Consider the following 12,137-nt stretch of genomic DNA (forward strand, 5'->3'; position numbering starts at 1 on the left):
TTATACAATAAGAAAAATTTTTTATAAAGAAGATAGATGAGAATAGGATTTATAGGAGATATTGTAGGTCGTCCTGGAAGAAAAATTATAAAAGAGAATTTATCAAAAATCAAAGAAGAATATAATATTGATTTTGTTATTGCAAATGCAGAAAATGCAAGTCATGGTTTTGGCTTAACTGTTGAAAGTGCAAAAGAGCTTTTTAAAGCAGGAATTGATTTAATTACAGGTGGAAACCATAGTTTTGATAAGAAAAAAGATATGATGGCTTTACTTGAAACAACAAATGTTTTAAGACCCGATAATTATCCCGAAGGTTTAGTTGGAAGTGGAGTTAAAATTTGTGAAGTAAATACCTCAAATGGTATAGAAAAATTAGCTGTTATAAATCTAATGGGACAATTTGGAATGCCAATAGTAGAAAATCCTTTTAATTGGGCTACAAGATTAATTACCAAACTTCATGAAGATGAAATTAAAAATATATTTATTGACTTTCATGCAGAAGTTACAAGTGAAAAAAGAATTATGCTAATGATGTTTAAAAACCAAGTAAGTGCAATTTGTGGAACACATACTCATGTGGGAACAGATGATTTACAAATTTTTGAAAATACTGCATATTTAACTGATATTGGATTAACAGGTTGTAGAGATAATGTAATTGGAATGGATTCAAAAGTACCTATTCAAAAAGTGACAACAGGAATTGGTGGACATTTTGAAGTTCCAAATTCTTGTAAATCAATTTTACAAATTATGGTTACAGATATTGAAGATGGAAAAGCTACGAATAGTTTTAAAATAAAAAAATATTGTAATAATCAAAAGCTAATAATAACAGAAGCTTTTACTGAATAATGGTATGTGGAATTAATGAAAATTTCGATAAAATAAAATCACTTTATGACTATGAAACGAAATCCAAAGGTTTAATTGATGATTATAATTCCACAAACAAAAGGTGGCGTAGGAAAATCTACTGTTGCTATGCAAGTTATAGCTCCTTATTTATATAAAAAACATGGCAAAAAAGTTACTTATATCGAAATTGATGATGAAAATAATGATTCAAAATCATTTACAAGAACAGAAATCGTAAACAAAAAAATGTTAGGAACGAACAAATTAAATGAACTTGATGAATTGATTTTGATGGATGATAATCATGAAGTTATAGTTGATGTTGGCGGAAATAAAACATCATCTTTAGTTCTTGATGAAATTAAAAAAGTAGGTTCTTTTGGAAATGTAAAATGGATTATTCCATTAGGTGATGGTGAACTTGATGGGAAAAATGCAATTGCAACTATGAAAAAAATTAGGAAGATTGAAAAAAATCCAGAAGAAAATATAATCTTTGCTTTAAATAGAGCAATTTCAATGGATGAAGATTATTATAGTGAACAATTTATAAACTTTTTTGGACATAAATATCTTGATTCAAACTCTGTAATTTGTGATTTTGTAAAAGATCCAAAATATTTTCCCGTAAAAAATGATAAAGTAATTACTATGAGTAGATACTTAGGAAGTACAGTTTGGGAAATGGCTTATAATAACACTGATTTTGCAGCAAAAGCTATGAAAGCAAAAGAAGTTGGAGATATTGAAAGTGCAAGAAAATATCTTTTCTTTAGAAGAATACAAACCGAAGCAAAAGATTATGTTTTAAATACTCTAAATAAAATATTTTGTGATTTAGATAGATGGATTGAAATCAAAAAATGAGTGATATGAGTTTTAAACAAGCTAAAGAGCTTGTTGAAAAAATGGAATTTTCAGAAATTGCTTTAAAAAAAGCTGTTGTTAATCTTGAAAAATCATCTCAAAATTTTGAAACAACTTTAAAACATCAAGAAGATATTATAAATAAACTTCCATATGCTGATAAAAAACTTTCATATATGTATATTGCAGTTGCAGCTAATATTGGATTGATAGTTGGTTTATTAATTGGAAAATATCTTTTATAAAAAATAAGAATTAGGAAAATAACTAAAATGGGAAAACAAGAAAAAATTGTATCAATGTTTAATGACATTGCAGGAACTTATGATGTAGCAAATAGAATTTTGTCAATGGGAATAGATAAATCATGGAGAAATAAAGCTTGTAATAAAACTTTTGAACTTTATGGAAAAAACAATATTGATAAAATTGTAGATGTTGCTTGTGGAACAGGAGATATGATTTTATTTTGGAAACAAGTTGCAAGTGAAAATAAAATTGATTTAAAAAATATTATTGGAATTGACCCAAGTGTTGGAATGATGGAAGTAGGAAAGAAAAAACTTCCAGATGTTGAATTTATAGAAGCTTTTGCAACACAAATGCCTCTTGAAAGTGAAAGTGCAGATATAGTTTCTATTTCTTATGGAATTAGAAATGTTGTAGAAAGACAAGAAGCTTTTCATGAGTTTGCAAGAGTTCTTAAAAAAGATGGTTTAGTTGTAATAAATGAATTTACAAAAAATAAAAAAGAGAAATTATTAGATCATGTAACAGATTTTTATATGAATAAAATCCTTCCAACTTTAGGTGGATTAATTTCAAAAAATAAAGAAGCTTATACATATTTACCGAACTCAATTGATGAATTTTTAACAACAGAAAATTTATGTAAAGAGTTAAAAGTTGCAGGACTTGAACCAATTCATGTTAAAGCTTTCTCTATGAATATTTCTACTTTAATTATTGCAAAAAAACTTTGATTTTTTTGCAATAAGGTAAACTTTTGAATCCACCAATTTCTGTATCAACTTTAAATGTTCAAATAAAATCTTTACTTGAAACAACATTTATTCAAATTTATGTTGAAGGAGAGATTTCTAATCTTACTTATCATAATTCAGGACATATTTACTTTTCAATTAAAGATGAAAGCTCAACAATTTCTTGTGTAATGTTCAAAGGAAATACAAAATATTTAAAATTTCAGCTTGAAAATGGTCTAAAAATTGTAATAACTGGAAGTTTAACTATTTATGCGCCAAGGGGAAATTATCAAATTTTATGTAATAAAATTGAACCATCAGGGAAAGGTGCTTTAGCTTTTGCTTTTGAGCAATTAAAAAATAAACTTGAAGCAAAAGGTTATTTTGAATCAACTCATAAAAAGATTTTACCTAAGTATCCAAAAAAAATTGCCCTTGTTACAAGTCCAACGGGAGCTGCTATTGAAGATATGAAAAAAGTAGCATCACATAGATGGCCTTTAACAAAGTTTATTTTAGTCCCAACTTTAGTTCAAGGTGAAGGTTCAGCTTTTGATATAGTAAATTCAATAAAATTTGCAGATAGTTTAAATTGTGATATTATGATTGTTGGTCGTGGTGGTGGAAGTGTAGAAGATTTATGGGCATTTAACGAAGAAATAGTTGCAAATGCTATTTACACTGCTCGTACTCCAATTATTTCAGCTGTAGGTCATGAAATTGATTATATGATAAGTGATTTTGTTGCAGATATAAGAGCTGCAACTCCATCAAATGCAATAGAAATTGCACTTCCAGATATAAATGAACATAGAATTTATTTAGATTCTTTGGCAACTGAATATAATAATAGATTTAAAAATATTATATTTAATAAACAACAAGAACTTCTAAATATGAAACGATTATTAGAACAAAATTCAATAGAAACAAAATTTACATTTATTCAAACAGAAATCAATCTTTTAAAATCTTCTTTTAAAACTGATTTATCTCAAAAAATCTTGAGTTCACAAAATGAGTTGAATTTGTTAGTTAGTAGTTTGAAAAATTCTTTTTCTTCAATTTTAGTGAAATCTCAAAATCAAATAGATTTATTAAAATCAAATTTTGAATTAAATCATCCAGATAAAAAAGATAAAAATGGCTTTGTTCAAATTTCTAAAAACAATAAAATAATTTCTTTAGATAATGTAAAAATAGGTGATGAAATAGAGTTACAAACGCCAAAATATATTGCAAGCTGTATATTGAATAAAATTGAAAAACAATAGAATTTAAGTTTAGTGTAGGTAAAATAATAAGAAACAAGTTTTAAATACTTGTCTTATATTAAAAGGAATATTTATGGAAAGTAATGACAAAAAAGTTGTAAATTACGCAAATACAAGTGAATTTATGACATTTGAATTGGGTGCAATGAAGTATGCGATAGAATTACCAAAAATTAGAGAAATCTTAACATATCCTGATAATATTACTCCTTTACCAAACACTTCAAAATGGGTCAAAGGTCTTATTAATTTAAGAGGAGAAGTGGTTCCTATTTTAGATATTAGAATAAAATTTAATACAGGTCCTGGTACTTATGATGAAAATACTTCTGTTATTGCCGTTATTACTGAAGATAAAAGAATGATAGGAATAATCGTTGATTTAGTTGATGATGTTCAAAAATTAGATACAAGTATGTTAGCTCCTGTTTCAGAAATGGGTTCAGCAATTCCATCTAAATATTTAAAAGGTTATGTTAGACTTGATAATAACCAAATGCTTGTAGTTATGGATATTGAAAGAGTTGTAGCTAAAGACGAATTAAAAGATTAAGATAAAATGAGTGTTGACAAAAGTTTACTAAAAAGATTCATTTTATTATATGTTGAAGATGATGATGTAATAAGATTAGAGTTATCTCAACTGTTAAGTAATTTTTTTGCGAAAGTATTAGTAGCAAAAGATGGGAAAGAAGGACTTAGAACTTTTTTAGAAAATGAAGATGAAATTGATATTGTTTTAACTGATATTAATATGCCATATCTAAATGGAATAGAAATGGTAAAAAAAATCAGAGGTATAAATAGTAAAGTTTCAGTAATTTTTGCAACAGCTCACTCCGATACTGAATTTTTAGCAGAAGCTATAAAATTAAGAGTTCAAGAATATATTGTTAAACCTATAGATGTAAGAAATCTATTGAGTTTAATGAATGATATTGCTTCAAATTTATATCAAGAGTTTTTATTAAAACAACAACAAGAAGAATTATCAAGATATAAAGAAATTTTAGATTCAAACAACATTGTAATAAAAACTGATATACATTTAAATATAACATATGTAAATGATTTATTCTGTCAAATCTCAGGATTTGATTCTCATGAATTAATAGGAAAAGAGCTTAAATCTTTAAAATTTCCTGATGTAGCTAGTGAAGTTTATACAAACTTATATGCAAAAGTTTTAAACCATAAACCGTGGCAGGGAAAATTAAAAAATTTAAAAAAAGATGGAACTTTTTACAATACAGACGCTTATGTTATACCAACTCTTGATGAGACAGGAGAGATGAATGGCGCAATTTCAATTCAAAAAGATATAACAGAAGAGTTAAATAAAAAAAGAGAAATACAACTTGCTTTAATGAAAGATAAAAGTGATATCTATATAAAAAGTAAAGAGGGTAGTTTAGAGCAAAATAGTATTATAAATGAATTAAAATACAAACTTGAAACTACACAACTTGAACTTGAGCATGCAATAAAAAATATTGATAAATATATTTATAGTAATGAAAAATATAGACTAGAAAATAAAAATCTTAAAACAGAGATTGGATTATATAAAAAGAATTCAACTTCAAATATTGCTTTTAAAATGTCAAAAGAAAATAGTGATTTAAGACTAGAAATTAAAAAATTAAAAGATAAATTATCACAAGTTGAACAAAATGATGAAAAAAGTATTTCCCAATTAAAAGTTAATTATGATGAAAAAATCACAGAACTTGAAGATAAAATAAGTGAATTAACTGAACAACTAGATTCGGTTCAATCAGATGAAGTTTTATTACAAAAACTTGAATATTGGAAAGAAAAAGCTAAGATGGAAACACAAAGAGTTGAAAATCTTGAAAAACAGATAATCGCTCACGCTGATAAAAGTTTATTAAGTAAAATATTTGGTTAAATAAATCAAGATTTTCTTGATTTATTCTTTTATTGAAATAGATATGATTTTTATATCTTCAAAAGGTTTATCACCTTCATATTTATTTGTTGGTGTAGCTTCAATTTTTTGTATTACGTCAAAACCATTTTTCACATATCCAAAAATTGTATGTCTTCCATTCAACCAATAAGTTGGAACAGTTGTTATAAAAAATTGACTACCATTTGTATTTGGTCCTTTATTTGCCATAGCTAAAATACCAGCTTTATCGAAAACTGCATTTGGTGCAAATTCATCTTCAAATGGCTTATCCCAAATTGACTCACCGCCCATTCCTGTTCCTGTTGGATCACCACCTTGAATCATAAAGTTTTTTATAATTCTGTGAAAAATTTGATTATTGTAATAACCATTTTTTGCATGAGTAACAAAATTTTCAACTGCTTTAGGAGCTAAATCAGGTCTTAACTCAATTTCTATGTTACCTTTTGATGTTTCAAAAATAGCCGTTGGATTTGCTGCCTCTAAAAGTAACACTAAAGAACATAGAATGAATAAAATTTTTTTCATATAAACCCTTTATTTATAGATTTTGGGAAATTAGTATATTATATTAGATTTAAAAAAAAATAAAAAAGCTGTTTTAGTAGAATTTAAAAAAAAAGTGTTAAAATTCTCGAAATTGTTATAATATGTTTTTAATTAAGAAAGGAAAAACTATGGAAATGCCATCTATCCCTCAACCAACATTTTATATATTTAAATGCGAGCAAAGTTCACCTCCTGGAATGCCAAAACCATCATGTGTTAATGAAAATACAAGAGATTTATTTAATCATGCTGCACAAAGTTTAATGAAAAGTGGTTTAATGGGACCTGTTCAAATAGTTAGAACTTCTTGCTTAGGAAGATGTCAGATGGGACCTTTGATGTTAGTTGAGCCAGGGCATTTTATGTACTCTTCCCTATCTAAGGAAAAAATAGATAAAATAATTGAAGAACATATATTAGGTGGTAAACCAGTAGAAGAGTATTTAATACCTTCTTCATTTTGGGGTGAACCAATTAATTTAGTAAAATAAAGAGGGATTGTTATATGACATTTGATATGCTATATAGTAAAATTCATAGAGCGACTGTAACAGATGCTAATTTGAATTATGTTGGATCAATTACAATTGATGAAGAATTAATGAATGCTTCAAATTTAAGAGTTGGTCAAAAAGTTGATATAGTAAATATTAATAATGGTGAAAGATTCCAAACATATGTAATAAAAGGAAAAGCTGGTTCTAAAGATATGTGTCTAAATGGAGCAGCAGCAAGAAAAGTAGAAATAGGTGATAAAATCATTGTTATCTCTTATGCTTCATATTCAGAATCTGAACTAAAAAATTATAAACCAACTGTAGTATTAGTTGATGAAAAAAATAATATTGAATTAATAACCAATGAATTAGTAGGAAGTGACCATGTTTGATGGAATTGATTTAAAAAATTTAAACTTAGGTGATATGTTAAATCAATTTCAAGATATGGCAAAAAATGCAAAAGATGAAAATTCTTCAAAAATTTTTACATCAAAAGCTGGTGGAGGAATGGTAGAAATTTCTATTAATGGAAATTCAGAAGTTATTGATTTAAAAATAGATGATTCTCTACTTGAAGATAAAGATTCTTTACAAATTTTATTAATTTCATGTATGAATGATGTAATAAAACAAAGTGATGAAAATAAAAAAATGATGGCAATGAACCTAATGGGTGGTTTAGGTTCTTTTGGACAAAAATAATTATATGAAAAATTTATTAGACTCTTTTGAAGATTATTTATTAAATAATCTTCCTTCTTCAAAAACTTTTCATCCATATTTTGAAGATGCTTTATGTGATATGTTAAAAGCTGGTGGAAAAAGATTCCGTCCAATGCTTTTACTTTCAGTTGTAAAATCAAATAAATCTTTACTTCTTCCTAATGCAATGAGTGTTGCTCTTGGATTAGAATATTTACATACTTATTCTTTAATTCATGATGATTTACCAGCTATGGATAATGCAGATTTAAGAAGAGGTTTTCAAACTTTACATAAAAAATATGATGAAGTTACTGCTATTTTAGTTGGAGATGCTTTAAATACAGAAGCTTTTAATTTAATTGCAAATGCTTCATTACATAATGATATAAAAGTTGAACTAATCAAATGTTTGGCAACAAATGGTGGAATTAATGGAATGATAATTGGTCAAGCAATAGATTGTTTTTTTGAAAATCAAAAATTAGAACTTAATCAATTAGAATATTTACATATTCATAAAACTGCAAAATTAATTGCTGCAAGTCTTAAGATGGGAGCAATTATAAGTGAATATAATTTTGAAATTCAAGATAAACTTTATAATTTTGGAATTGATTTAGGACTGTTATTTCAAATCCAAGATGATATTATTGATGAAACTTGTAGTTCAGGAGATGCAGGAAAAACAACTCAAAATGATGGTGCTAAAAACTCTTTTGTAAATCTTTTAGGATTAGAAGGAGCTATAAAAAGTGCTGATGAATTAGCATTAAAATGTATTAATATACTTAATACTTTTGATTCAAATTTAAAAGATTCTTTAGAAGAGTTACTTTTAAAATTCATAAATAGACACAAGTAAATTTAAGACTCTTAGTCAATTTAACTCAAATATCTTGACAAATTATCTAAAATCTATTAAAATTTAGCACTTAGAAATTTAGAGTGCTAAATACTAAGTTTTAAAAGAAAATAAAAATATAATAAAAGGAAATAGTATGAATTTTAAACCACTAGGTGAAAGAGTTCTTGTTAAAAGAACAGAAGTTGAGAATAAAACTGCAAGTGGAATCTATATTCCAGATAATGCAAAAGAAAAACCACAAACAGCAGAAGTTGTTGCAGTTGGAAATAAAGTAGAAGATGTTAAAGTAGGTGATACAATTGTATTTGAACAATATAGAGGAACTGAATTCAAACTTGATGGTCAAGAATATCTAATTTTAAATATTGAAAATGTTATAGGAGTAATGTAATGGCAAAAGAAGTTTTATTTAGTGATAGTGCAAGAAATAGATTATATGCAGGTGTTGAAAAATTAGCTGATGCAGTTAAAGTAACAATGGGACCAAGAGGAAGAAATGTACTTTTACAAAAATCTTTTGGAGCACCAACAATTACAAAAGATGGTGTATCAGTTGCAAGAGAAATTGAATTAAAAGATACTTTAGAAAATATGGGAGCACAACTTGTAAAAGAAGTAGCTTCAAAAACTGCTGATGAAGCAGGAGATGGAACAACTACAGCTACAGTTTTAGCTCATTCAATCTTTAAAGAGGGATTAAGAAATGTAACAGCAGGAGCTAATCCAATCATTTTAAAAAGAGGTATGGATAAAGCTTGTGAAGCTATTTTAGCTGAATTAAAAAAAGCTTCTAGAGTTGTTGCAAATAAAACTGAAATAGAGCAAGTAGCAACAATTTCAGCAAATTCAGATCATGCAATTGGTTCAATGATTGCAGAAGCTATGGATAAAGTTGGAAAAGATGGTGTAATTACTGTTGAAGAAGCAAAAGGTATTTCTGATGAGTTAGAAGTAGTTGAGGGAATGCAATTTGATAGAGGTTATTTATCTCCATATTTTGTAACAAATGCTGAAAAAATGACAGTTGAGTTTAACAATCCATTTATTTTATTATATGAGAAAAAAATATCTTCTTTAAAAGAGATGTTACCAATTTTAGAAGCTGTTAATCAAGCTGGACGTCCTTTAGTAATTATTGCTGAAGATGTTGATGGAGAAGCATTAGCAACTCTAGTTGTAAATAGATTAAGAGGTTCTTTACATATTGCTGCTGTTAAAGCACCAGGATTTGGTGATAGAAGAAAAGCAATGTTACAAGATATTGCAGTTCTTACAAAAGGAACAGTAGTATCTGAAGAGATGGGAATGAAACTTGATACTTGTGGTATTGAAGTTTTAGGAACAGCTTCAAAAGTTGTAATAGATAAAGATAATACAACTATTGTTGATGGAAGTGGTGATGCTGAGTCTGTAAAAGCAAGAGTAAATCAAATCAAAGCAGAAATTTCAAATACAACTTCTGAGTATGATAAAGAAAAATTACAAGAAAGACTTGCAAAACTTTCAGGTGGAGTTGCTGTTATTAAAGTTGGAGCAGCAACAGAGACTGAAATGAAAGAGAAAAAAGACAGAGTTGATGATGCTTTAAGCGCAACAAGAGCTGCTGTTGAAGAAGGAATTGTAATTGGTGGAGGTGCAGCCTTAATTAGAGCTGCTGCAAAAGTAAAATTACATGATTTAGAAGGTGATGAAGCAATTGGAGCTGCAATTGTTTTAAGAGCTATTAAAGCACCTTTAAAACAAATTGCAATTAATGCTGGATTTGATGCTGGTGTTGTTGCAAATGAAGTTGAAAAATCTTCTAATGACAATTTAGGATTTAATGCTGCAACTGGTGAGTATGTAGATATGTTTGAAGCTGGAATTGTTGACCCAGCTAAAGTTGAAAGAGTTGCTATGCAAAATGCAGTTTCAGTTGCATCTTTACTTTTAACTACAGAAGCTACAGTAACTGATATTAAAGAAGATAAACCATCAATGCCTGCAATGCCAGATATGGGTGGAATGGGTGGAATGCCTGGAATGATGTAAAAAATCATTTAAAACTTTTTTAAAACCGTACTCTTATGAGTGCGGTTTTTTTTTACTTAAAATACAAAATAATAAATAAGATAAGATTAGTCTAAATATTATAAAATAATTTTCAAAAATTTCTTTTTTTTGTTATAATGAGAGCAATTTTCAAGAAGAGGGATTTCTTATGACTTTAAGCCTTAATAAATTTCTATTTTCCATATCCTTTGCTTTGGATTTGGCAGAAAGTGAAATAAAGTGTACTTCATTAAAACATAGTAAAAGAGTTGCTTATATTTGTTTACAAATGGCTGATATTATGGGTTTAAGTGATGAAGAAAAATTTGATTTATGTTCTTATTCATTATTGCATGATAATGGTTTGATAGAGAGTTTTTGTAATTTTACAAGTGAATATAAAGTAAATAATGTAGAAGAATATTTTGATATGGTTAATTTTGCAGAACATTGTACAATTGGAGAAAATAATATTAAAGATTTTCCTTTTTTGACATCTCAAAAGAATATTATTCTTTATCATCATGAAAATTTTGATGGTTCAGGATTATTTGGTAAGAAAGAAAGTGAAATACCTATTTTTGCCCAATTAATTTCATTTGCAGATACTTTAGATACAAATTTTGATCTATCAAATATTTGTTATGATAAAAAAGAGTTAATTTTAAACTTTGTAAAAGAAAATGAAAAAAAACTTTTTTCTAAAAAAATAGTTGATGCTTATACTATATTAAGTGAATCTTTTTTATTTTGGGGAGATTTAGAGTATTTTGATGAAGTAAATCCTTTAGAAAAAATTTTACCAAATTTTACTATTGAAGTGCCTCTTGAAAGTTTTTTATCTATTACAAAGATATTCTCAAAAATCATAGATGGAAAATCTAAATTTACAGCTAAACATTCAGTTGATTTAGAAGAAAAATCTTTAAAACTTGTAGAATATTTTAATCTAGATGATGAAACTAAATTAAAAATACAAATTGCTTCAAATCTTCATGATATTGGAAAACTTGGTACTCCAAATGCTATTTTAGATAAAGAAGGAAGTCTTACAAATCAAGAACTTTTTGAAATAAAAAAACATGCGTATTTAACCCATACAATTTTAAGTAAAATAGATAATTTTAGTGAAATTACAAAATGGGCATCATCACATCATGAAAAACTTGATGGTTCAGGTTATCCTTTTGGTTTAACTTCAAATGAATTAGGACTAGAAGAGAGAATAGTTTCTTGTTTGGATTTTTATCAAGCATTAGTAGAAGATAGACCATATAGAAAATCTATGACTCATAAAGAGGCTGTTTTGATATTAAAAAAGAATCTAAGTGATTATGAAATAGATAAAAATATCGTAAATGCAATAGATATTGTTTTTGATGAAAAATAAAAAAAGGTTCTATTAAAATAGAACCTTTTAAAAAATTATTTATTAAGTAAATAAAACTTTTTATTTACCAAATTTACTCATAAGTAAATTTATTTTAATTTAAAGTTTAACAACCATAAAAAGTGAAATCCTCGACATTTAACCTCCTATATTGTTTGAGATAATGTAAT

15 protein-coding genes are annotated in these 12,137 nt (G+C 26.9%); 14 read left to right on the top strand and 1 reads right to left on the bottom strand.

What is annotated here, in order from left to right:
• The first annotated feature begins 36 nt into the window (after nt 1-36).
• From ABLL_RS02860 to ABLL_RS02890, 7 genes are all read left to right on the top strand, one after another.
• The gene (locus ABLL_RS02860; protein ID WP_014473277.1) at nt 37-861 is read left to right on the top strand and encodes a TIGR00282 family metallophosphoesterase; all 825 of its coding nucleotides are present in this window, start codon (nt 37-39) and stop codon (nt 859-861) included.
• A 78-nt stretch (nt 862-939) separates the two neighbouring features.
• Nucleotides 940-1,731 (top strand): AAA family ATPase, encoded by a 792-nt coding sequence (locus tag ABLL_RS02865; protein ID WP_014473278.1) that lies wholly within the window; start codon nt 940-942, stop codon nt 1,729-1,731.
• Complete coding sequence (locus ABLL_RS02870; protein WP_014473279.1) at nt 1,728-1,976, top strand: hypothetical protein; 249 nt, start codon at nt 1,728-1,730, stop codon at nt 1,974-1,976. The genes ABLL_RS02865 and ABLL_RS02870 overlap by 4 nt, the downstream gene beginning before the upstream one ends.
• 27 nt (nt 1,977-2,003) lie before the next feature.
• Complete coding sequence (gene ubiE, locus ABLL_RS02875) at nt 2,004-2,714, top strand: bifunctional demethylmenaquinone methyltransferase/2-methoxy-6-polyprenyl-1,4-benzoquinol methylase UbiE (RefSeq protein ID WP_014473280.1); 711 nt, start codon at nt 2,004-2,006, stop codon at nt 2,712-2,714.
• A gap of 23 nt (nt 2,715-2,737) precedes the next feature.
• Nucleotides 2,738-3,991, top strand: a complete 1,254-nt coding sequence (gene xseA / locus ABLL_RS02880) for an exodeoxyribonuclease VII large subunit (protein ID WP_014473281.1) — start codon at nt 2,738-2,740, stop codon at nt 3,989-3,991.
• Between the two features lie 73 nt (nt 3,992-4,064).
• On the top strand, nt 4,065-4,544 hold the full coding sequence (locus tag ABLL_RS02885; protein ID WP_014473282.1) for a chemotaxis protein CheW: 480 nt from the start codon (nt 4,065-4,067) through the stop codon (nt 4,542-4,544).
• A gap of 6 nt (nt 4,545-4,550) precedes the next feature.
• The gene (locus ABLL_RS02890; RefSeq protein WP_014473283.1) at nt 4,551-5,903 is read left to right on the top strand and encodes a response regulator; all 1,353 of its coding nucleotides are present in this window, start codon (nt 4,551-4,553) and stop codon (nt 5,901-5,903) included.
• A 21-nt stretch (nt 5,904-5,924) separates the two neighbouring features.
• Here ABLL_RS02890 and ABLL_RS02895 read toward each other — a convergent pair whose 3' ends face one another.
• A complete protein-coding gene (locus tag ABLL_RS02895) occupies nt 5,925-6,455 on the bottom strand; it encodes a peptidylprolyl isomerase (protein ID WP_014473284.1) in 531 nt (176 codons plus the stop codon).
• A gap of 149 nt (nt 6,456-6,604) precedes the next feature.
• On the opposite strand from ABLL_RS02895, the gene ABLL_RS02900 reads away from it, so the two are divergent.
• The 7 genes from ABLL_RS02900 to ABLL_RS02930 all read left to right on the top strand — a co-directional run bounded on the left by ABLL_RS02900 (nt 6,605) and on the right by ABLL_RS02930 (nt 11,967).
• The gene (locus ABLL_RS02900; protein WP_014473285.1) at nt 6,605-6,967 is read left to right on the top strand and encodes a ferredoxin; all 363 of its coding nucleotides are present in this window, start codon (nt 6,605-6,607) and stop codon (nt 6,965-6,967) included.
• Nucleotides 6,968-6,981: 14 nt separating this feature from the next.
• A complete protein-coding gene (gene panD / locus ABLL_RS02905) occupies nt 6,982-7,365 on the top strand; it encodes an aspartate 1-decarboxylase (RefSeq protein ID WP_014473286.1) in 384 nt (127 codons plus the stop codon).
• Nucleotides 7,358-7,678: a YbaB/EbfC family nucleoid-associated protein gene (locus ABLL_RS02910; protein ID WP_014473287.1), complete on the top strand. Its 321-nt coding sequence runs from the start codon at nt 7,358-7,360 to the stop codon at nt 7,676-7,678. The genes panD and ABLL_RS02910 overlap by 8 nt, the downstream gene beginning before the upstream one ends.
• 4 nt (nt 7,679-7,682) lie before the next feature.
• Entirely contained in the window at nt 7,683-8,543 is an 861-nt protein-coding gene (locus ABLL_RS02915) for a polyprenyl synthetase family protein (protein ID WP_014473288.1), read from the top strand.
• 136 nt (nt 8,544-8,679) lie between these two features.
• Nucleotides 8,680-8,937: a co-chaperone GroES gene (gene groES, locus ABLL_RS02920; RefSeq protein ID WP_014473289.1), complete on the top strand. Its 258-nt coding sequence runs from the start codon at nt 8,680-8,682 to the stop codon at nt 8,935-8,937.
• Entirely contained in the window at nt 8,937-10,577 is a 1,641-nt protein-coding gene (groL, locus tag ABLL_RS02925) for a chaperonin GroEL (RefSeq protein WP_014473290.1), read from the top strand. The genes groES and groL overlap by 1 nt, the downstream gene beginning before the upstream one ends.
• 220 nt (nt 10,578-10,797) lie before the next feature.
• A complete protein-coding gene (locus ABLL_RS02930; RefSeq protein ID WP_158310001.1) occupies nt 10,798-11,967 on the top strand; it encodes an HD-GYP domain-containing protein in 1,170 nt (389 codons plus the stop codon).
• Nucleotides 11,968-12,137: the final 170 nt, after the last annotated feature.

The organism is Arcobacter sp. L (genome assembly GCF_000284235.1).
Classification (GTDB): Bacteria; Campylobacterota; Campylobacteria; order Campylobacterales; family Arcobacteraceae; genus Aliarcobacter; species Aliarcobacter defluvii.

Excerpts from the sequence above, each read along its gene's own strand:
- ABLL_RS02895 (WP_014473284.1), bottom strand. The coding sequence starts at position 6,455 with ATGAAAAAAATTTTATTCATTCTATGTTCTTTAGTGTTACTTTTAGAG.
- ABLL_RS02860 (WP_014473277.1), top strand. The coding sequence starts at position 37 with ATGAGAATAGGATTTATAGGAGATATTGTAGGTCGTCCTGGAAGAAAA.
- ABLL_RS02900 (WP_014473285.1), top strand. The coding sequence starts at position 6,605 with ATGGAAATGCCATCTATCCCTCAACCAACATTTTATATATTTAAATGC.
- ABLL_RS02870 (WP_014473279.1), top strand. The coding sequence starts at position 1,728 with ATGAGTGATATGAGTTTTAAACAAGCTAAAGAGCTTGTTGAAAAAATG.
- ABLL_RS02885 (WP_014473282.1), top strand. The coding sequence starts at position 4,065 with ATGGAAAGTAATGACAAAAAAGTTGTAAATTACGCAAATACAAGTGAA.
- panD (WP_014473286.1), top strand. The coding sequence starts at position 6,982 with ATGACATTTGATATGCTATATAGTAAAATTCATAGAGCGACTGTAACA.
- groL (WP_014473290.1), top strand. The coding sequence starts at position 8,937 with ATGGCAAAAGAAGTTTTATTTAGTGATAGTGCAAGAAATAGATTATAT.
- ABLL_RS02865 (WP_014473278.1), top strand. The coding sequence starts at position 940 with ATGATTATAATTCCACAAACAAAAGGTGGCGTAGGAAAATCTACTGTT.
- ABLL_RS02915 (WP_014473288.1), top strand. The coding sequence starts at position 7,683 with ATGAAAAATTTATTAGACTCTTTTGAAGATTATTTATTAAATAATCTT.
- groES (WP_014473289.1), top strand. The coding sequence starts at position 8,680 with ATGAATTTTAAACCACTAGGTGAAAGAGTTCTTGTTAAAAGAACAGAA.
- ubiE (WP_014473280.1), top strand. The coding sequence starts at position 2,004 with ATGGGAAAACAAGAAAAAATTGTATCAATGTTTAATGACATTGCAGGA.
- ABLL_RS02910 (WP_014473287.1), top strand. The coding sequence starts at position 7,358 with ATGTTTGATGGAATTGATTTAAAAAATTTAAACTTAGGTGATATGTTA.
- ABLL_RS02890 (WP_014473283.1), top strand. The coding sequence starts at position 4,551 with ATGAGTGTTGACAAAAGTTTACTAAAAAGATTCATTTTATTATATGTT.